Below are 18,955 nucleotides of genomic sequence, written 5' to 3'. Positions count from 1 at the left end.
CGTATCCTTTCGTGTCGAACCGGCACAACCAAACCCAAAGGGCGGCGTGCCGTGACCTCGTACCCCCGAGTCGGCGGAAGAGCCCGCCCGACGGAAGAGAGCGACCGGCGCGCGAGGGGCGACACGGCATACGGCAGGGACGAAAGTCGTTGGTCCGCGGAGGGATTCGGGCCGCGGTCGTCGGGTGTGCAGGGGCGCCCCCGGCAGGACTCGAACCTGCGACCAAGAGATTCTGAACGGTACCACTACCTAGGTCTGGGCTTAGATCACGGGTCGTACTCAGCCACAGGGCGATTCAGCCTCCGGACACTCAGGCGATGAGCCGTTGGATACCCGCGATTACCGATGAATCGCGGTCAAAGTCGGTAACGCTATGGGTAACGGGCGCCGCACGGTGCCCGTCGTCCATGCTCCGAGGCCCCACAGGGGCCGGCTGGGGCACGAATGCACACATAGTGTCTCAAATGGTGAGATGAGACGGTCTACTCTCCCCCATCCCCATGCCAGCTCCCCGCATTCAGCCGCTGACCTGCGCAAACGTCGCCAGGATGGCGCCGCCCACCTAGGGGGCCTAGGGGGCTCTGTTAGGGGGTCATGTCTCCGGAACTAGGGGGTCAAATAGGGAGCACTCGAACTATTGACACCTCACTACCTGTTACCCATAATGGGTAACATGAATGAGACAGGGGTACAGGCACCAGTTGAGGAGCGGTTCGGACGGCACAGCACGTCCGTCCACGTATGGCCGGAGGGCATCGAGGGGTCGAACGGCTCACCGTTCGGCATCCTGACCGCCACCGAGCTCTACTCAGTCGCGGCCCAGCAAGCCATCCGCATGGAGGCTGAGGCACGCTCACTACCCGTCGCGGTAGTGCTGACCGAGTGGGAGGCGGAGCAGGATGCCGCCACAACGTGGGTCACGTCCCGAGGGCTGGTGGTGCAGTGGGACTCCCCTGCACCGTTGCCCGAGCACGCCGAAGGCGTGTGCCTCCGTGCCTTCTTCCTGTCCCCCTCCGACGCATCGAAAGGCGAGCAGTCATGAGCCGCAAACCCCTGCCCCTGGGCCACCACGGAGAGCCCGAGGTCACGCCGCAGTTTCGGGACGCCGAGGGCAAGTGGAAGCGGCACCCCACCGGCAAGGGCAAGGGCGTTGAGCGCTGGCGCGCCCGGGTCTACTACCGCGGCCACGACGGCATGCTGGGTGAGGTCACCCGCGTCTCTCCTCGCAAGCCTGAGGCTCTGGACGCCGCTCTGCGGGCCGTGGAGGAGCGCATGCGCCTTGGCTCAGGGTCCAGTGCCGCATCGCCCACAAGACCCCTTCTCGAGGCGGGGCAGGCATGGCTGGCACTCATTGCCCGGTCGGACTCTGGCCTATCGCCCCGCACGGTGGCCGACTACACGGCTTCCTACAACCGACACCTCGACTGTCCTGGCAGCAGCCTGCGCGGGCTGTCCCTCGGGCAGGCGAACGAGCCTGCCCGCATCCGCGCTTGGCTGCAGGGCATCGCTGACGGGAGCGGAACAGGGGCCGCGAAGATGGCACGCTCGGTGCTCTCGGGCATCCTCCAGCAGTCCGTGGACGATGGTGTGCTGCAAGCGAACGGAGCTCGTCAGGTGCGCCCGGTCAAGGCGCAGCCAAAGGCCCAGCAGGACGCCACAGAAGGCGCTCTAAGCGGCTCAGGAAGGCGGCAGGCACCACGAGACACGACCCGTGCTCTCACGCGCTCAGAGCGCGATTCTGTGATCGCCTACGCGGACGAACTGGCCGGTCAGCCGGCCATCGAGCGGGTATCACGCAAGCGCCGCGCCGTGGCAGACCTGACCGCATTCATGGCAGGCACGGGAGTGCGCATCGCCGAGGCCCGCGGCATCCGATGGGAGCACGTTGACCTGACGCACGGCAGGGTGCAGGTACACGGCACCAAGTCCAAGGGCAGCCGTCGCCTCCTGACGCTCCCCCACTGGCTGGCAGAGCGCATGCGCCACATGGCCGAAGCCAACGGGACCAAGGGCTATGTGTTCTCCTCCCCCTCGGCGGGCAACCCTGAGCAGCAGTGGGACCAGAGCAACTGCGCCGCAGCGCTGGCAGACGTACTCGCCGGCGCTGGCTTTCCCTGGGCCACGCCGCACACCTTCCGCCGCACCGTGGCAACGCTCCTCTCGGAGCAGGGGGCGCCCATCGCCCGTATCGCAGACCAGCTCGGACATAGTGACCCCGCGATGACCGCAAGCGTCTACCTCGGTCGGGACTTCGAGGGAGACAAGAGTGACCTAGCGGCTCTACTCTGAGCGTGCCCGCAGGCACTCACCCAAGGCCCCGCCAGACACCTCGTCCGCGGGGCTTTGTGCTGTCCCAAAACAGGCCCCGTAGTGCCCCTTCTGGCATCAGATGGCAGCCACTTGCGCCCGTGACCGAATCGTTACCTAGTCATTTGGCGCCGGCCGTCGGCGCAGGTCAGGTCAAGAGAGCGGATATAGCCCACGTAGGCGCCTTCATACGCCCGTGATGGCATGCGCACTAGCGCGCTCACTGGCCGAATTCCATTGGACTTCAGGCTAATTCGTCGGAACGCAACACCCTCAGTCTCTCGCGCGGGCAGGCCAAGCGATGCACCTTGACCGACGTCAGTAGGTGCTCTCCTGTTTACCGGCGAGACCGGGGAGCAACCCCTCCCTCACGGCTCGCCCTTTCGAGTCCTGAGAGAGGAGAACACGCATTGCATGACAAGCACCTCACGCCGAAGATGCTGGCCGACCGCTGGGGCATGAGCGCCCAGACGCTTGCCAACCACAGGTCCCTGGGGACCGGGCCGGCCTACCTGAAGCTCGGGCAGCACGTCGCCTACCGACTGAGCGACATCGAGGCATACGAGGCCGAGCGCGTCGTGGCGCCAGTGAGGGCGCACGCCCGCGGTTCTGCGGCCTAAGCCCTCGTGGTCAAGCCCCAGCCCATGAGCGAGCCAGTCAGGCAGGGAGGTCGGAAGCCCGAGGTTCGCCAATGTCTGCCGGGTGGGCTTCCCGGTACCGCCCGCTCCACCACCGCGACTACTCGCACATGACCCAGCCAGCCAGAAAGGCCCCGCCAATGACCGACGAGAAGCCACCGCAGACAGGCAGTGGACTGCGAGCACAGCTCACGCGAGCGCTGGCCGACCTCAAGGCCGCACGAGGCCGCATCGCAGAGCTCGAGGAGGAGAACTACACGCTCCGCCTCGGCGAAGTCCTCAGCGTCAAGCGTGTCCCCGTCGAGTTGCGCCGTCTGGCGCTCCAGAACCGCGTCGAGGCATCACCTGAGGCGGTCGACCGCTTCCTGAGCGACCTGCGGGCAGAGGTCGAAACCGCTTCGCAGGCACTGGGCGCAATCCCCGCGCCCGCCCCCACCCGGTCTGCCTGACCGGGCCGACACCCACAGAACAGAGGAGAACCACTTTGTCTTACTACGACGACGACACCGACGAGCAGGGACAGACCCAGGACGCCATCGCTCAGGCGGTGGAGGCAGCCAGAGCTGCCAACGAACACCTCCAGCAGCTCCTGTCCCAGGCAGGGGCCACTTCCGGGGAGGCGCCCCAGAGCGTCCTGTCCCCGGAGGACGTAGAGGCCATGCAGCGCATGCAAGGCGCGTTCGGGGGCGTGCGGAACGCACCGCCGTACTCCAACGACATCGAGGGGCGAGCCGCTGCGGCGGCTTCGTCGCTCGGGCGGAATTCGACTGTCAGTGACGCCGTGGAGGCCCTGCGAGCCCAGGGGTTCGACGTGCAGAGCACCTACAGCGGCTGACCATGAGGGAGTCCAGCCGGAGTCTCCTCGTGAGGCTCCGGCATGGCCCCGCCGAACTTGGAGGAGGGCAAGGCTTTGAGCAGTGACGACGTAGTGACCACCGCGCCTGTGCAGCGGCTCATGGACGGTGGGGACGAGGCCGCTTATTGGGCTCGGTGGGCGGCGGGCGACTTCCCGCCACCGCAGTGCCACGGCCAGGACATGGCCTACCGGGAAGGGGTGTCGCAGAAGGGGTGGCGCTGGATGGGCTGGTTCTGCACCAAGGGCAAGACATGCTCGCCGGCGTGGCACCCCCACTCAGGGAAGCGGAGGGGGCAGTGAGCGCGACTCCCGAGATCGACGAGACAGACGCAATGACGGAAGAGGAGCTAATGCGCCTCGCAGAGGAGATGACCACCCCCGTGGACGAACCTTCCCACGCGAGCCTCAGGCTGCGTGAGGTTCCCGTCACCGTCCTGTGGGATGGCCCTGCGCTGATCGCCTTCTGTGAGGCAGGGGGCTTCCGTCCGTCGCTTCTAGAGGTCCAGCACGAGCGGCAACGGCGCCCACTCATGCGCTCCCACAGGGGCGGCCGTCGCGGACGGAGGGGGCGGCGCCGTTGAATGAAGACCAGCAGCAGCCCAAGCTCATGTCGCACGCGGAGGTGCTGAGCCGAGGCGCCGGCAGCGCCCCTTTCCTCGTGCCCGGTCTGGTGTCGGCCGATCTGACCGGGGTAATCGGGGAGCCCTACGCCGGCAAGTCAAGCCTCGTCGTGAACCTCGTGAATGGAGCCCTGACTACTGGTGACTTTCTGGGCCGGAGGTTCACCCGACGGCCAGAGCGGGCCGTGCTCGTCTGCACGGATGCAGGGTTGGCGGACGAGTACGCCCGACGGTTGGAGGAGCTGGCAGGCCCGGGCAGCGACTTCGGCTCAGTGATCTATGCCGAACGTGCGCCGCGTTCCCCAGATGGCTGGGAGGGCTTCGCTCAGAAGGCCCGTATCGGCTCGGGCACGCTCGTCGTCGTCGACAACCTCTCAGGCGTGGTGGACACCAACAATGCCCAGGAGGTGCGGCCATTCCTCGCAGCCGTCGTAGACGTGTGCGTGACGGCACGGAGGGCGCCTGTCGTGGTCGTGGCCCACTCCAGCGCTAAACCGGGCTTCAACGGCCGCAAGGCGAAAGGGCCGATGGGGCTCACGTCGATCAGTGGAGCGTTCCGCCTCGAGCTCAGGGTGGCCGCTGGCAGCGGTGGCGCGCTGACGGTGGAGACCAAGGGCAACCAGATCCGGGAACCTGAGCGGCTGTGCCTGACTCGTGGAAGTGCCGGCGCGGGAGACCTGCACGTCACGTCTTCCGAGCCGCTGAGCGAGAGCGCAGCACGACGGCAGACCAAGACGCTCGACCAGCGAGCCGACATGGCGCGGTTTGTGGTCGAGCAGTGCCAGGGCTTGAGCAAGGCGGATGCTGCAGCGGCGCTGGCACGCACCTTCGGAGGTTCCTCAGGGACACACGCGAAGCGATTGCAGCCCAGCCAGCCGCTGGGCCAGCAGCTCGTCCACCAAGACGGCTCGTGGGCTCTGGCGAGCGTCTGAGCCGACCGGAACACCGGAACACCGGACCCCTATAGGTACTCCGTTCCTCCGTACCTATCCCCACTTGGTCAAGTCGGACCGCGCCTCGGCGGCGCGGGGCGACTGGTTGAGAAAAGGGGGAGCCCACAAAGGCGACCCCTCGGGAGGGGGCTCTAACGGCCCCCTCCCAATGAACCAACGCAGCGCGGCTGATGGGCCGCGCCTTCAGTTTCGGGCTGTCTATGAAACCTAACCCCGTCGACACCCTGGAGCGACATGGGAAGCAAGGCCTTCTACAAATACGTTCGCTGGGACGGCACGGACGTCCACAGCGGAACCCTTCGGTGGGCACCGCAGGGCGCTGTCGCCCGCCGCGGGGCCGTCATTCGGCACCCGTCGAGCAGGCAAATGGCTCCGCACGCTAGGCACTACCTCTCTGCCTCGGACAATCCACGGACCTGGAGTTGGTTCGGGCAGCGACTGCTGCAGCTCGAGCCGCTCGATCCCGCCGGCGTCTACCTCAACTCCACGGACGGAGGCCCCGACGAGTACGGAGCCTTGGCTTGGCGCATCGTCCGGGAGTTGGACCCGTTCACGGTCCTCCTAGGCCCTCAGGGGGCGCACGTCCGACAGTTTGTCGAGAGGGTTGGCGAAGTCATCACCGAGGACCAGTGCGAAGAGCTCGACGCCGTCTTGGTCGCCAGCAGCCGAGACAGGCACATCGTTCAGGCAGTGGCCCGGGACGCCAAGCGAGACCCGAGCTCGATGCTGGCGCACGACTCCCTGAGAGGCGTCGCCAACGTGGGGACCTGGTACGGCCTCCGCTGCGATGCGACACGGGACGCCCTCTGGGCGCTCGTGGCGCAAGACTTGATCGGCACTGCCGACTCCGTGACTGGCGAAGAGCTCTCTGAGGAGGTCTTCGACCGCCTCACGACTCCGTGCCGACAGCAGGGGCTCCTAGAACGTGCGTTCGACTAGCCGTCATACTGGCGCCTATGGCAGGCGGGTCTGGGAAGGGTCACGAGCACGCCATCCCACCTGTCCCAGCCGCCCGCCAGCACTGCTGGGTCAAGCGCACGGCGGAGCACGGCGGACCCCATCCAGCGCTCGTCACAGAGTGGCAGCAGCGCGATGGCCAGTGGTGGGCCAGGGTCACGTATCTAGTCGTGGAAGCGGACGCCGTCGTGGACCAGTGGCTACCTGCCGACCGACTGACACCTGTCGGCGATCGGTCCCGCTAATCCGACGCGCGGCGACCTGCCGTGGCCTACCGTTCCAACATGATGGGGCGGGAGAGGCAGGACGCCTGGGGGTCCTTCACCACAGCCGAGCGTGTAGGGACCTTCATCGGCAACCTGCTGCTCTGGGGAACGTGGATTGGCGGTGGCGCCTACGTCATCTGGTGGCTGGTGACGAGCTAGCCATGGCCCAGTCGTGGGCATGCGAGGTCTCCGTGGTACATAGTGGTACTACATGCAGTACCATGGGACGGTGGCTGGCGTCGAGAAGATCGTGCAGGCGATGTACGACGCCCCGCAAAACGTTGCCTTCAACGACCTCATGAAGGTGTGCAAGCACTACTTCGGCGAACCCCGCCGGAATGGCACCTCGCACGCCGTGTTCCGAACGCCCTGGCCAGGCGACCCTCGAGTGAATATTCAGGACGATCACGGCAAGGCCAAGATGTATCAGGTCAAACAGGTACTTAAGGCAATCGAAAAGAAGGAGGAATGATGGACACGTTGGAGCGCCCGCAGGTGGAGGCCGCGCATTACGCCTACCTCGTCTCCTGGTCTGTTGACGATCAGGAGTACGTCGCTACGTGCCTCGAGTTCCCCTCCCTTTCGTGGCTAGCCAGCACTCAAGTTGAAGCACTTAAGGGGCTGGAAGCTTTGATCGAGGACGTCCTAGAGGACATGCGGGAGAGCGGTGAAGAGATCCCGCAGCCACTATCCGAACGCTCCTACTCGGGACGGTTCAACGTCCGAGTAGGAGAGAGCCTGCATAGGACGCTGGCCCTTCAGGCAGCTAGAGATGGCATGAGCCTGAATCAGTACATCGTTAAGCGACTGGCCGGATAAGGGACACTAGAGCCCTAGATCCCCCTGCTCGACTATACGGATGGGCAGCCTTTCCGTGCTGCTGATGCGCAGACGCAATTCGAACATGTGCGTTATTGCGCGCAGAACTGCGTAGGGATCGACGTTGTGCACCAAAAATTCCGTAACCGGAATCTCCCCGCCATTCTGCGCTGCGATGACGGGGAGCACTCCCCCGCCCTCCGGCACCTGATCTGGACGAACGGCCAACACGCGAAGGTCATGGCGAGTTTCACCACCTCCCATATCCAAACCGACCACTAGCCAGCCGTCGTCGAGCCCGATGATCTCCTCCAGCTGCTTGCCGGTCATGCGTTGGTCGAGCTGGGCAGTCCCTTTCCAGTCGGGGTAGGTGACAGCGGCATCGCCCCAGATATATGGCTCCAAATTGCTCATGCACCGAAGGTAGGTGACGATGCCGACGCTAGCCGGTAGCGCCGGGAGGAAAATTGTTGCTAGACAGTCGCTAGGTATAGGAGGGCGGAGTTAAGCATCCCCCGGGTCAAGTCTGCAGGCCCCAGCACTTCACGGGAGGTTGACCCCCTCCGGCACTGCCCCACCCAGCGAGCTCGTCTGGCCGCGAGGGCCGTTCGCCGGCACGAGTGCCTGCCTCACAGGGTGCTCGGTGCAACGTCATGGGCGCCACCTACTAGGGGCCAGGAGGCCAGCGCCAGAGCCGACTGCGGAGCGATTGTCGGTAAGAATATCGGTAACGGGCCACCCCTGACAGGGTGGTCCGTTGCCGTTTATGCAGGTCAGAGCGCCCCCGGCAGGACTCGAACCTGCGACCAAGAGATTAGAAGGCTCTTGCTCTATCCGCTGAGCTACAGGGGCAGAACGCCCGTCTCGGGCGCCGTCCAATGATAGGCACGCGGCACGGCCCCGGCCGCTCAGGTGACGGGCGAGCCGACGAAGCCGCGACGGTGGGCCGTGATCGACTGCAGCAGCACCATCTCCCGGTCGGCGGCCCCCTCCTCCGCCGTGCCGTGCACGAGCCGGGAACGCAGCAGGGCAAGCTCGCTCGCGCTGTCCTGGAAGGCGTGCATCGAACGCTTCGCGGGGCGACCACCGTTGCGCCGGGCCCATTCCCGCGCCACGCGTCGCAGCCGCAGGTGCGAGAGCATCACGACCTCGGCGTGCGTCAGCCATCCCGCGTCGGCGTAGGGCGAGAGGTAGCGGCCGATGAGGCGACCTTCCCGGCGACGCAGCCAGAGCAGGAAGCCGATGAAGGCCAGGAAGATCGGCACCTGGTAGGTGACGTAGGCCTGGAAGAAGCCCTCGAGCCCGGCGATGGCGGAGAGGTTCCAGAGGTGGTGCAGGAGCATCGCGCAGCCCCAGCCGACGACGATCGCCACGACGCGGGCGGCAGGCTTGCGGACGGACACGGCGATCCCGATGCCGATGCCGGTCATCGACGTGAAGAGCGGGTGCCCGAACGGGCCCATCAGGCCACGCACGACGAACGTGGAGGTGAGGCCCTCGCTGCCGTACTCGTTGAGGGCTTGGCCGAGGTAGAGGATGTTCTCGCTGAAGGCGAAGCCGGCACCGATGAGTCCGGCGTAGACGATCCCGTCGATGATGCCGTCGAACTCGCGGCGACGCAGCAGGTAGATGAGCAGGATGCCGAGGCCCTTGAGCGTCTCCTCGACGACCGGCGCGAGGTAGACGGCCCCCGTCTCCATCGGGTCGGTCCACCGCGCCTCGACGAGAAGCTTGAGCCCGTAGGAGTTGAGGAAGAAGGCCCCGACCACGGCCACGAGGGCGCCCCACAGGAACGCGAAGACGATGTAGCCGGCCGGCTCGGCCTCGTAGCGGTCGAGCCACAGGAAGGTCGGGACGATGACGAGCAGCGGGACCACCGCGGCGAGGGCCGCCGTGACGAGGGTCTGGGTCGTCAGCTGCTCCCCCAGGATGCCGAGGAGCACGAGCAGGCAGATGAGGAAGCCGGACGCGACCACGCCGACGGTGAGCGCCCGGCGCAGCATGGGCCGGCGCGTCGGGTTGGGCCGCGTGCTCCACTGGTGCACATGGGCGCCCGGGCTGCCGCCCGAGCCTTGCGTCGTCACGTCCCCTGAGGTCATGCTGGCAGGCTAGTGCAGCGCGTCCAGCCTCTATGGTGGAGCGGTGAGCGACACCAACCACCGAGCCATCGCCGACCGGATCATCTGGATCGACTGCGAGATGACGGGTCTGTCCCTGAAGTCCGACGCCCTCGTCGAGGTCGCGGCCCTCGTCACGGACTTCGAGCTGAACCAGCTCGGCGAGGGCATCGACGTCGTCATCAAGCCGCCGGCCGAGGCGCTCGAGCAGATGGACGACTTCGTCCGCGACATGCACACCACCTCCGGGCTGATCGAGCAGCTCGACGCCGGCGTGACGCTGCAGGAGGCCGAGCACATCGTCCTCGACTACGTGCGCACCTTCGTGCCCGAGCCGCGCAAGGCGCCCCTCGGCGGCAACACCGTCGCCACCGACCGCGGCTTCCTCGCGCGCGACATGCCGGTGCTCGAGTCGTACCTGCACTACCGGATCATCGACGTCAGCTCGATCAAGGAGCTCTCCCGCCGCTGGTACCCCCGGGTCTACTTCAACGCCCCGAAGAAGTCGGGTGGTCACCGGGCGCTGGCCGACATCCGCGAGTCGATCGCCGAGCTGCGCTACTACCGCGAGGCGGTCTTCGTGCCCCAGCCCGGGCCCGACAGCGCCACGGCCAAGGCCCTCGCGACGCCCCACGTCATCGAGCACTGACCCCGCGCAGCTCGCGAACGGTCCGCGACGGCATACGGCAAAGAGGGCGTATGCCGTCCGGCCGGGGTGGTCACGAGCACCGCACGAGAGCCTGTAGCATTGTCGACGCCGTGACACGGCGCCGAGCCCTCGGGCCCGGCTCGTGTTGTGCATGGTGGGTGTAGCTCAGCTGGTAGAGCACCTGGTTGTGGTCCAGGTGGCCGCGGGTTCAAGTCCCGTCACTCACCCCATGGTTCCCCGCTTGTGCGGGGCGGCCCTGTGGCCCGGGCCCCTTCGAGGGGGCCCGGGCCACAGTGCTATCCGGGGCGAGCTCACCCGACCAGGGAGCCCAGGACCTTCCGAGCCTGCGCCTCGGTCCAGGCGCTCGTCGGGGGCGAGGTGGCGTTCTTGTGGCCGGTGTCGCTCATGAACCGGTAGATCGCAGGTGGGATCGACCCCTTCGGGGCGGCTGGGGGGCCTTCGAGCAGGAACCGCTCGTGGCCGTGCGCGTCGATGAAGAAGACCTCGTCGGAATGCGCGATGTCGTAGGTCAGGGGCTGCCCCGTGCGCCAGTTCTTCGGTGAGGCGCCGGGCCCTATGGGGTTCCTCTGTCTCCAGACGCCGAGGAAGGTCCACAGCCGGTCGACCACTGCCGGGGAGCCGGTGAGCGTCTTCCAGTTCGCCGGTGGGGGCGTGAACAGCTTCTTGTAAGCGGCCAGCTGCACCGGGGTGTCCCGGACGGGGTCCACGGTGACCGACAGGTAGACGACCCTGTCCCGGTCGGCGGTGGCGTCCTCGTCACGGGCTGTCTGCACGAGGGTCGCCGTGTCCATCGGGCACGTCTCCTGGCACAACGTCATGTTGTCCGACAGCATCACGGTGCGGCCGGCAAAGTCGGCGAGGCGCACCGTCTTGCCGGACGCGTCGGTCAGTGGCAGCTCCAGGATCGCCGACGGCAGTGCCTGGTCGACCGGAGTCCCGATCTGCTCCATCGACGGCGGTGGGGCCGCGGTCGGCGAGGACAAGTGGGCGGTGCCGCACCCTGTCAGGACGGCCGCCGCTGTCACGAGAATCGTGGTGGGCACAACGGTCTTCCTGGTGGACAGCACGCCAACGACCGTAGGTCAGCCGGCTGGGGACCTGCTGGACCGTCGCCCGGCGCCCCAGGCCGGTGCCCCACAATGGGCGCATGCTCATGGGCAAGAAGCGGAACCAACGGATCACCGTCGCCGTCATCCTCGGCGTCATGGTCGTCAGCCTCGCGCTGTCGCTCGTCTCCTCGGCCGGCTGGCCCTAGGGGGCGGTGGCCAGCCCGCCAGGGCGGCCCTCGCGGCGCAGTCCCGAGGGGGCGAATCGGCCCGTCCCCCATGGACGCCCGCGTTTCCAGAAGCCCTCGCCCGCCGGCTCTCACGGTGGCCCGGGCCTCGATTTTGTCCGAGCCGGGAACGGCTGATAACGTTTCTCCTCGTTGCGCCGTTAGCTCAATTGGCAGAGCAAGTGACTCTTAATCACTGGGTTCGGGGTTCGAGTCCCTGACGGCGCACTTCTGAGGCCCCCGTCCGGAGCGATCCGGGCGGGGGCCTTCGCCGTGCCCACCTCACGGGCCACCGGCCGCGGCCGGAGACGCCAGCAGGCAGGGACGCCGTGTGCGTCCCTGCCTGCTGGGTCCTGCTGGTCCTGCTGGTCCTGCTGCTGGTGATGCTGCGCTGCGCGTCCTGGGTGCGCAGCGCGCCGCTCAGCGGCGCCGGCGGCGCAGCAGCCCGACGGCCACCACGACGACGACCGCCGCCGCGACCACGGCCCCGATGCGCTCGACGCGCAGCTCACCGTCCTCGGTGTGCGTGGCGGCGTCGAACCGCAGCCGCAGGCCCTGCAGCTGGCGCTGCGCGATGACCTGGGGCTGGGCGCGGTAGGCCAGCTCGTTGACTGTGCCCTCGAGCCGGGCGCGCGCGGCCTCGATGTCGCGCTCGATGCGTGCGGTGTCGCTCATCTGCTTCCTTTCGGGGAGGTGCGATCAGTCGGCGATGCCGAGGTCGCGTCGGAGCTTGGCCACGTGGCCGGTCGCCTTGACGTTGTAGAACGCGTGCGAGACCTTGCCCTCCTCGTCGACGACGAAGGTGGAGCGAATGACGCCCTCGACGGTCTTGCCGTAGAGCTTCTTCTCACCCCAGGCGCCGTATGCGGTGTGGACCGTGAGGTCCTCGTCGCTCAGCAGCGGGATGGTGAGGTGGTCGTGCTCGCGGAACTTCGCGAGCTTGGCCGGCTTGTCCTTGGAGATGCCGACGACCTCGTAGCCGTCCTTGCGCAGCGACTCGAGCGACTCGCTGAAGTCGCACGCCTGCTTCGTGCAGCCGGGGGTCATGGCGGCTGGGTAGAAGTAGACGATGACCTTGCGGCCGGCGAAGTCCGAGAGGCTCACCGTCGATCCGGCGTCGTCGGGAAGACTGAACTCCGGGGCCTGCTCGCCGGGCTCGAGTCTCGAGGTCACGGGTGCTCCTTCGTGGTCGGCGCGGGCCGGTCGTGCGGGTGGCGGGTGCCTCGGCTCGTCCGTGTCGCGCGGGACGAATGCGTCTCGCGCATCGTATCGGTAGGGCTCGTACCCACCTCGGCCGCTCAGCAGGCGCGCGGCGCCTTGCCGCTGGTCGGCATGGCGGGGCGCGGGGCTCGTGCAGGGGGTGCGGACGGCGGGACTCGAACCCGCACACCTAGGGCACAGGAACCTAAATCCTGCGTGTCTACCAGTTCCACCACGTCCGCTCGCGGGGTGCGCGCGCCCACTCTAACGACGCGGTGCAGGCCGGTCTCACTGGACCCGGACGGTGACCACGTGGATGCCGGTTGCGCCGTCGGGCGCCGGGGGCGCCTCGAGGGGAGACTGCACCTGCCCCTTGGCGTCATAGGCGCGCACCCGCACGTCGTGGCTGCCGGGCGTCGCGTCCCACTCGTACACCCACTGGCGCCAGGTGTCTATGCTCGCGTCGACCGCGAGCCGCGCCGGCTGCCACGGCTGCTGGTCGACCTGGACCTCCACCTTCGAGATGCCGGTGTGCTGGTCCCAGGCGACGCCCGCGACCGCCACCTTGCCCGCCTTGACGACGTCGCCCGCCTTGGGCACGTCGATGCGCGACGCCGTCTTGATCGGGCCCTTCGGCGACCAGCCGCGCGGCGTCCAGTAGGCCACGTCAGCGGCATACGTCGTCACCTTGAGCTCGGTCACCCACTTCGTGGCCGAGACGTAGCCGTACAGCCCGGGCACGACCACCCGCACGGGGAAGCCGTGCTCGAAGGGCAGCGGCTCGCCGTTCATCCGGATCGCGAGGAGCGCGTTGCGGTCGTCGGTGAGCGCGGACAGCGGCGTGGAGGCGGTGAAGCCGTCGGCGCTGGTCTGCAGCACCATGTCGGCGCCCGCCTGCGGGCCGGCCATGGCGAGGAGCTCGCGCACGGGCCACCCGGTCCAGACGGCGTTGCCGATGAGGTCTCCCCCGACCTCGTTGGAGACGCAGGTCAAGGTGATGAGGGCGTCCTGCATCTGCTTGGACTGCAGGGTCTTCCAGTCGATCTCGACCTCGCGGTCGACCATCCCGGTCACCTTGAGGCTCCACTCGTTCGCGTCGAGGCGCGGCACGACGATGGCCGTGTCGATGCGGTAGAAGTCGGCGTTGGGGACGATGTAGGGCGTCAGCCCCGGGATCTTCAGGTCGGCGCCCGGCGGGACGGTGACCCCGGTGGTCCTGACCGGGGCGCGGGTCAGCGCCTCGCGCGACACGGAGGCGGCCGCGGACCCGTTGCCGAGTAGGGAGCCTGCGTATGCCGCGAGGGCGCCCACCGCTCCCCCGAGCAGCCATCGTCGCCCCGGGTTCACTGCGCCCGCCGTGGCCGGGCGCGCCGGGCGGGCCGCCCGGCTGAGGAACCACAGCCCGGCGACGGTGCCGAGGATCGTGGGCAGGGCGTCCGTGGCCCCGGCGCCCGGGCGGCTGAGCACCGCGGCGACGCCGATGGCCCCGACGACGGCGAACGCCACGAGCGCCACGCGGAGGCGTCGGACGGCGAGCATGCCGATCGCGGCGCACACGAGGGTCAGGACCACGACCGTGCCGACGAGGAGCGCCCGCTTGTCGTTGGTGCCGAAGGTGGCCACGGCGAAGTCCTTGAGCCACGGCGGGGTCCGGTCGATGAAGGCCCCACCGACCGCCGCGATCGGCGCCGGCTGCCCGGACGACTGGCCTAGTGCGGTCAGCACCGCGGCGACGAGCGTGGCGAGGCCGACGGTGAGCAGCCCGGCCACCACCCCGTCGAGGGCTCCCCACCACAGCGGACGCGCCGGCTGCTCGGGAGAGGTCTCGGGACGGGTGACCGGGCTGGTCGTGGTCATGGCCTCAGGTGCTCCTTCAGGTGCGGCACGAGTGCACGGAAGGCGAGTGCGCGGTGCGACACCTGGTTCTTCTCGTCGGCCTCGTACTCCGCCAGTGTGCGTTCGTTGCCGACCGGCTGGTCGGATGGGACGAAGATCGGGTCGTAACCGAAACCTCCGGTGCCCCTCGGCTCCCTGGCGACGGTCCCTGGGAAGCGGCCGAGCTCGGCGGCGGAACGCCCGTCGGGCAGGACGAGGGCGGCCGCGCACACGAAGGCCGCCGCGCGGTGCTCGTCGCGCACCTCGGCGAGCTGCACGAGCAGCAGCCGCACGTTGGCGTGGTCCCCGCCGCCGCCCGACCAGCGCGCGCTGAAGATCCCCGGTGCACCGCCGAGCACGTCCACGGCGAGACCCGAGTCGTCGGCGAGGGCGGGCAGGCCCGTGACGTGAGCTGCCGACGCTGCCTTGAGAATGGCGTTCTGCTCGAAGGTCACGCCGTCCTCGACGACCTCCGGCGCCTCGGGGAAGCCCTCGAGCCCGACGATCTCGAGGCCGAGCTCGGCACTGATGTCGGCGAGGATCTCGCGCAGCTCCTCGACCTTGTGCGCGTTGCGGGTGGCGAGCACCACCTTCGTCACGCGACCACCCCACCCGTCGCGGCGGCGTCCGTGGACGTGCCGGCGAGCGCGGCGTTCTGACGCTCGGTGAGATCTGCGCATCCCTTCGTCGCCAGGTCGAGCAGCTGGCCGAGCAGGTCGCGGTCGAACGGCGCCCCCTCGGCGGTGCCCTGGACCTCGATGAAGCGCCCGTCACCGGTCATGACGACGTTCATGTCGGTCTCGGCGGTCGAGTCCTCCGGGTAGTCGAGGTCCAGCACGGCACGGCCGTCGACGATGCCTACCGAGACCGCGGCGACCGAGCCCGTCAGGGGCTGTGCCTTCTTGCCGACGAGGCCCTTGCCGCGAGCGTTCTCGATGGCGTCGACGAGCGCCACGTAGGCGCCGGTGATGGCGGCGGTGCGGGTCCCACCGTCGGCCTGGAGCACGTCGCAGTCGAGCACGATCGTGTTCTCGCCGAGGGCCTTGGTGTCGATGACGGCCCGCAGGCTGCGGCCGATGAGGCGGCTGATCTCGTGGGTGCGGCCGCCGATGCGGCCCTTGACGCTCTCGCGGTCGGAGCGAGTGTTGGTGGCGCGAGGCAGCATGGCGTACTCGGCGGTGACCCAGCCGGTCCCCTTGCCCTTGAGCCAGCGCGGGACGCCCTCGGTGAAGGATGCTGCGCACAGCACCCGGGTGCGCCCGAACTCGACGAGCACGCTCCCCTCAGCGTGGTCGAGCCAGTTGCGCGTGATCCGCACCTCGCGCGTCTGGTCGGGGGCACGGCCGTCATGTCGGTCAGTCATGCCACGAGGCTAGTCATGACTGCGCCTCCGGCCCCAACCGCGCCCGCACGGGGCCGGACGGGGCCAGGGGCGCGGGCTGATGCTCGGGCTGATGCGCGGGCTGATGCGCGGGCAGGAGCGTGGGCAGCGCAGGGGCGCCCGCCGACGGTCGGCGGGCGCCCGGCAGTCCGTTGCGGGTGACGCCTCAGTCGAGCGCCTCGGCGGAGAGCCGCTCGAGCTCGTCCGCGGTCAGCTCGAGCTCCTCCGCGCGGACGGAGTCCTGGATGCTCTCCGGGCGTGACGCACCGGGGATCGGCACCACGATGGGGGCCAGGGCGAGCTCCCAGGCGAGCGCGACGCGCTGGGGGCTGAGGTCGTGGGCCTGGGCGACCTGGGCGAAGGCGTCGTGCCGGCTGCCGAGGTCACCCGCCTTGCTGATGCCGCCGAGGGGGCTCCACGGCAGGAAGGCGATGCCGAGCTCGGCGCACAGGTCGAGCTCGGGCCGGCTGTTGCGGAACGCCGGCGAGAACTGGTTCTGCACCGACACGAGCCGGCCGCCGAGCACCTGCTGCGCCTCGCGGATCTGGTCCGGGTTCGCGTTCGAGATGCCGGCCATTTCGATGACGCCCTCGTCGAGGAGGTCGGCGAGGGCGCCCACCGACTCGGCGTACGGCACGTCGGGGTCGGGCCGGTGGAACTGGTAGAGGCCGATGGCGTCGCCGCCGAGGCGCTGGAGCGAGGCCTTGGCCGCCTCCTTGAGGTACTCGGGGCGGCCGTTGACGGTCCACGACCCGTCGCCGGGACGCAGGTGGCCGCCCTTCGTCGCGACGAGGACCTCGGACCGGTCCCCGCTCCACGACGAGAGCGCCTGCGCGATGAGGCTCTCGTTGTGGCCGACCTCCCCGGCGTCGCGGTGGTAGGCGTCGGCCGTGTCGATGAGGGTGACCCCGGCGTCGAGCGCTGCGTGGATGGTCCGGACCGAGCGGTCCTGGTCGGGCCGGCCCTCGATCGACATGGGCATGCCGCCGAGACCGATCGCGCTGACCTTCCTCGACCCGATGATTCGCTGCTGCACGCTGCCTCCTTGGATGGCTGTTGCGGCGGGCCGACGTTCACGCCGGCGGGTGCCGGCGCCGACCGCGCCGCCACCGTCCATACCCGGCTCGCGCGCCGAGTCGACCGGCGTCAGAGGCAGTAGGTCTCGTCGGGCTCGGCGAGCTCGACGTCACCCGGCCACACCTCGGCGGCCTGCTTGCGGCAGATCTCGGGATCGTTCCAGGCGGGGATGTGGGTCAGGACCAGACGGCGGACCCCGCCGGCGCGCACGGCCGCCTCGGCCGCCCGGCTGCCGGACAGGTGGATGCCGGTGACCGTGTCGCGGCCGTCGACGAAGGCGGAGTCGGCCAGCACGAGGTCGGCGCCGGTCATCAGCTCGCTCAGCTCGTCGCAGGTGTCGGTGTCGCCGGTGTAGGCGAGCACCCGGCCGCCGGCCTCGACCCGGAAGCCGTAGGCCTCGACCGGGTGGTTGACGCGCACCGGCGTCACCGTGAAGGGCCCGACGGTCACCGGCTCTCGGTGGCGCAGGTCGTGGAAGTCGAAGACACCCAGCACGTCCTCGCTCTCACGCCCGCCGTAGGCCCGCGCGAGGTGCACGCCTGCCCCGGGCGGTCCCCAGACCGGCATGGCCGGGCGCCCGGGACCGCCGGGCACGTAGCGCATCATCACGTAGAGGCCGCACATGTCGATGCAGTGGTCGACGTGCAGGTGGCTGAGCAGGACCGCGTCGACGGCATACGGCTCGACGTGGCGCTGGAGCGCCCCGAGGGCCCCGCTGCCGAGGTCGAGCACGATGCTCCACGTGCGTCCCTCGTGCTCCGCCTGCACGAGGTAGGACGACGCGGGCGAGCGCGGGCCTGCGAAGGACCCCGAGCACCCGACGATCGTGACGTTCACGGCACGAGCCTAGGTGGGACCACCGACGCGGTCCCGGCACGCGGGCGTCGGCTGCGTCACAGTGGGCCGGAGCTGCCGCCGCCGGGCCCTTCCCCGTCGTCCTGCCCGTCATCGTCGTCCTCGTACGCGGACAGGGCGTCCCCGAGGTCGGTGCCCATCACGGCGTGGGTCAGGGTCTCCTGCAGCCAGGTGAGGAAGTCGTACCACGCGACCGCGTAGCCGAGCGGGTCGTCGTCGTCGAGGTCCTCCAGCGCGGCGTACAGCGCCTGCGCGTCGTCCTCGGTCCGCATACCCATCCGCTCACCCAGCAGCAGGCGCACGTCGGTCAGCGCCATGAGGAACGCCGGCGCCTGGGCCCCGTCGAGCTCCACCCGGTCATCCGAGCTGGCCTCGAGGCACCCGAGGGCCACGTCGAGGTTGCGGCTCTTGCGCTGGCGCAGCCCCTCCTCCGTCAGCCTGCGGAACTCGGCGGCCACCTGGTCGTCCCCGCGGTGCGCCGTCGGCAGCAGCCGGTCCAGGGCGGGGTCGCGGTTGGGCGCGGCGGAGGAGCGGCGCTGTGCCGCAGCGGGATCCACCTCGCCCTCGGGGCTGCCGAGCGACAGACCCATGGACGCGACGAGGTCGTCGAAGGCGTCACCGGTCGCCTCCACCTCGGGCGAGAGGAGGATCCGGGTCTGCTCCATCAGGCCGTGGAGGATGGTGCGCTCGGTCGGGTCGAGCAGGCCGACGTAACGGCCCTTCTCGCGCAGGAAGGCCCGTGCCATCACTCGTCCTTCTCGAACGTGGCCCAGAGGCCGTAGCCCTGCAACGCCTCGGCGTCCCGTTCCATCGACTCACGCGGGCCGTTGGAGACGACGGCCCGGCCCTTGACGTGGACGTCCATCATCAGCTTCTCGGCCTTGGGGCGCGGGTAGCCGAAGTAGGTCTCGAACACCCACGTCACGTAGGTCATGAGGTTGACCGGGTCGTTCCACACGATCGTCACCCACGGCACGTCCGGCGCCACGAGCTCGTCGGCGGAGGTCACCTCCTGCTCGACGGGGGCGACAGAGAGCGTGGCTGTGGTCACACGCCCACCCTAGGTGCACCGAACCGGGCGCCCCGACGCA

At 68.9% G+C, this 18,955-nt stretch carries 23 protein-coding genes and 4 tRNA genes; 13 read left to right on the top strand and 14 right to left on the bottom strand.

The window, feature by feature from the left end; all coding sequences use genetic code 11:
* Window positions 1-673 precede the first annotated feature (673 nt).
* The 10 genes from AB0316_RS16965 (at window position 674) to AB0316_RS16920 (ending at window position 7,416) form a co-directional block, all read left to right on the top strand.
* The gene (locus tag AB0316_RS16965; protein ID WP_366274218.1) at window positions 674-1,042 is read left to right on the top strand and encodes a hypothetical protein; all 369 of its coding nucleotides are present in this window, start codon (window positions 674-676) and stop codon (window positions 1,040-1,042) included.
* Window positions 1,039-2,289, top strand: a complete 1,251-nt coding sequence (locus AB0316_RS16960) for a tyrosine-type recombinase/integrase (RefSeq protein ID WP_366274217.1) — start codon at window positions 1,039-1,041, stop codon at window positions 2,287-2,289. Before AB0316_RS16965 ends, AB0316_RS16960 begins: the two co-directional genes overlap by 4 nt.
* A gap of 428 nt (window positions 2,290-2,717) precedes the next feature.
* The gene (locus AB0316_RS16955) at window positions 2,718-2,927 is read left to right on the top strand and encodes a DNA-binding protein (RefSeq protein ID WP_366274216.1); all 210 of its coding nucleotides are present in this window, start codon (window positions 2,718-2,720) and stop codon (window positions 2,925-2,927) included.
* A gap of 158 nt (window positions 2,928-3,085) precedes the next feature.
* On the top strand, window positions 3,086-3,394 hold the full coding sequence (locus AB0316_RS16950) for a hypothetical protein (RefSeq protein WP_366274215.1): 309 nt from the start codon (window positions 3,086-3,088) through the stop codon (window positions 3,392-3,394).
* Between the two features lie 35 nt (window positions 3,395-3,429).
* Window positions 3,430-3,780, top strand: a complete 351-nt coding sequence (locus AB0316_RS16945; RefSeq protein WP_366274214.1) for a hypothetical protein — start codon at window positions 3,430-3,432, stop codon at window positions 3,778-3,780.
* Window positions 3,781-4,378: 598 nt separating this feature from the next.
* The gene (locus AB0316_RS16940; RefSeq protein ID WP_366274213.1) at window positions 4,379-5,353 is read left to right on the top strand and encodes an AAA family ATPase; all 975 of its coding nucleotides are present in this window, start codon (window positions 4,379-4,381) and stop codon (window positions 5,351-5,353) included.
* Window positions 5,354-5,608: 255 nt separating this feature from the next.
* Window positions 5,609-6,313: a hypothetical protein gene (locus AB0316_RS16935; protein WP_366274212.1), complete on the top strand. Its 705-nt coding sequence runs from the start codon at window positions 5,609-5,611 to the stop codon at window positions 6,311-6,313.
* Window positions 6,314-6,615: 302 nt separating this feature from the next.
* Window positions 6,616-6,756, top strand: a complete 141-nt coding sequence (locus AB0316_RS16930) for a hypothetical protein (protein ID WP_366274211.1) — start codon at window positions 6,616-6,618, stop codon at window positions 6,754-6,756.
* 70 nt (window positions 6,757-6,826) lie between these two features.
* Window positions 6,827-7,069 (top strand): toxin HicA, encoded by a 243-nt coding sequence (locus tag AB0316_RS16925; protein ID WP_366274210.1) that lies wholly within the window; start codon window positions 6,827-6,829, stop codon window positions 7,067-7,069.
* Entirely contained in the window at window positions 7,069-7,416 is a 348-nt protein-coding gene (locus AB0316_RS16920) for a toxin-antitoxin system HicB family antitoxin (protein WP_366274209.1), read from the top strand. The genes AB0316_RS16925 and AB0316_RS16920 overlap by 1 nt, the downstream gene beginning before the upstream one ends.
* A gap of 6 nt (window positions 7,417-7,422) precedes the next feature.
* Here AB0316_RS16920 and AB0316_RS16915 read toward each other — a convergent pair whose 3' ends face one another.
* The 3 genes from AB0316_RS16915 to AB0316_RS16905 all read right to left on the bottom strand — a co-directional run bounded on the left by AB0316_RS16915 (window position 7,423) and on the right by AB0316_RS16905 (window position 9,515).
* Window positions 7,423-7,830, bottom strand: coding sequence for a hypothetical protein (locus AB0316_RS16915; RefSeq protein WP_366274208.1), 408 nt, complete (start codon window positions 7,828-7,830; stop codon window positions 7,423-7,425).
* Between the two features lie 365 nt (window positions 7,831-8,195).
* Window positions 8,196-8,268 (bottom strand) — tRNA-Arg (locus AB0316_RS16910).
* Window positions 8,269-8,324: 56 nt separating this feature from the next.
* On the bottom strand, window positions 8,325-9,515 hold the full coding sequence (locus AB0316_RS16905) for a PrsW family intramembrane metalloprotease (protein ID WP_366274207.1): 1,191 nt from the start codon (window positions 9,513-9,515) through the stop codon (window positions 8,325-8,327).
* A 43-nt stretch (window positions 9,516-9,558) separates the two neighbouring features.
* On the opposite strand from AB0316_RS16905, the gene orn reads away from it, so the two are divergent.
* Both orn and AB0316_RS16895 read left to right on the top strand, forming a co-directional pair.
* Window positions 9,559-10,182 (top strand): oligoribonuclease, encoded by a 624-nt coding sequence (gene orn / locus AB0316_RS16900; protein ID WP_366274206.1) that lies wholly within the window; start codon window positions 9,559-9,561, stop codon window positions 10,180-10,182.
* Between the two features lie 154 nt (window positions 10,183-10,336).
* Window positions 10,337-10,412, top strand: a tRNA-His gene (locus tag AB0316_RS16895).
* A gap of 81 nt (window positions 10,413-10,493) precedes the next feature.
* Here AB0316_RS16895 and AB0316_RS16890 read toward each other — a convergent pair.
* Window positions 10,494-11,270 (bottom strand): SCO family protein, encoded by a 777-nt coding sequence (locus AB0316_RS16890; RefSeq protein WP_366274205.1) that lies wholly within the window; start codon window positions 11,268-11,270, stop codon window positions 10,494-10,496.
* Window positions 11,271-11,631: 361 nt separating this feature from the next.
* Between AB0316_RS16890 and AB0316_RS16885 the strand changes: the two genes are divergently transcribed.
* Window positions 11,632-11,704 (top strand) — tRNA-Lys (locus AB0316_RS16885).
* Between the two features lie 192 nt (window positions 11,705-11,896).
* On the opposite strand, the gene AB0316_RS16880 is transcribed toward AB0316_RS16885, so the two are convergent.
* The 10 genes from AB0316_RS16880 to clpS form a co-directional block, all read right to left on the bottom strand.
* Complete coding sequence (locus AB0316_RS16880) at window positions 11,897-12,151, bottom strand: DUF3618 domain-containing protein (RefSeq protein WP_366274204.1); 255 nt, start codon at window positions 12,149-12,151, stop codon at window positions 11,897-11,899.
* 24 nt (window positions 12,152-12,175) lie between these two features.
* Window positions 12,176-12,649 carry a thioredoxin-dependent thiol peroxidase gene (bcp, locus tag AB0316_RS16875; protein ID WP_366274203.1) on the bottom strand — a complete coding sequence of 158 codons (474 nt, stop codon included), beginning with the start codon at window positions 12,647-12,649 and terminating at the stop codon, window positions 12,176-12,178.
* A gap of 188 nt (window positions 12,650-12,837) precedes the next feature.
* Window positions 12,838-12,918, bottom strand: a tRNA-Leu gene (locus AB0316_RS16870).
* Window positions 12,919-12,964: 46 nt separating this feature from the next.
* On the bottom strand, window positions 12,965-14,533 hold the full coding sequence (locus AB0316_RS16865; protein WP_366274202.1) for a molybdopterin-dependent oxidoreductase: 1,569 nt from the start codon (window positions 14,531-14,533) through the stop codon (window positions 12,965-12,967).
* The gene (gene rdgB, locus AB0316_RS16860) at window positions 14,530-15,150 is read right to left on the bottom strand and encodes an RdgB/HAM1 family non-canonical purine NTP pyrophosphatase (RefSeq protein WP_366274201.1); all 621 of its coding nucleotides are present in this window, start codon (window positions 15,148-15,150) and stop codon (window positions 14,530-14,532) included. Before rdgB ends, AB0316_RS16865 begins: the two co-directional genes overlap by 4 nt.
* Window positions 15,147-15,914, bottom strand: coding sequence for a ribonuclease PH (gene rph, locus AB0316_RS16855; RefSeq protein ID WP_366274200.1), 768 nt, complete (start codon window positions 15,912-15,914; stop codon window positions 15,147-15,149). Before rph ends, rdgB begins: the two co-directional genes overlap by 4 nt.
* Before the next feature lie 184 nt (window positions 15,915-16,098).
* Entirely contained in the window at window positions 16,099-16,968 is an 870-nt protein-coding gene (locus AB0316_RS16850) for an aldo/keto reductase (protein WP_366274199.1), read from the bottom strand.
* Between the two features lie 110 nt (window positions 16,969-17,078).
* Window positions 17,079-17,846 (bottom strand): MBL fold metallo-hydrolase, encoded by a 768-nt coding sequence (locus tag AB0316_RS16845; RefSeq protein WP_366274198.1) that lies wholly within the window; start codon window positions 17,844-17,846, stop codon window positions 17,079-17,081.
* A gap of 56 nt (window positions 17,847-17,902) precedes the next feature.
* Entirely contained in the window at window positions 17,903-18,610 is a 708-nt protein-coding gene (locus AB0316_RS16840) for a DUF2017 domain-containing protein (protein ID WP_366274197.1), read from the bottom strand.
* Complete coding sequence (gene clpS / locus AB0316_RS16835; RefSeq protein ID WP_366274196.1) at window positions 18,610-18,915, bottom strand: ATP-dependent Clp protease adapter ClpS; 306 nt, start codon at window positions 18,913-18,915, stop codon at window positions 18,610-18,612. Before clpS ends, AB0316_RS16840 begins: the two co-directional genes overlap by 1 nt.
* Window positions 18,916-18,955 lie beyond the last annotated feature (40 nt).

The organism is Terrabacter sp. NPDC080008 (genome assembly GCF_040702505.1).
In the GTDB taxonomy this organism is placed as follows: domain Bacteria; phylum Actinomycetota; class Actinomycetes; order Actinomycetales; family Dermatophilaceae; genus Terrabacter.
The sequence above is the reverse complement of the archived record's forward strand: the minus strand, read 5'-3'. Positions and strand labels throughout refer to the sequence as shown.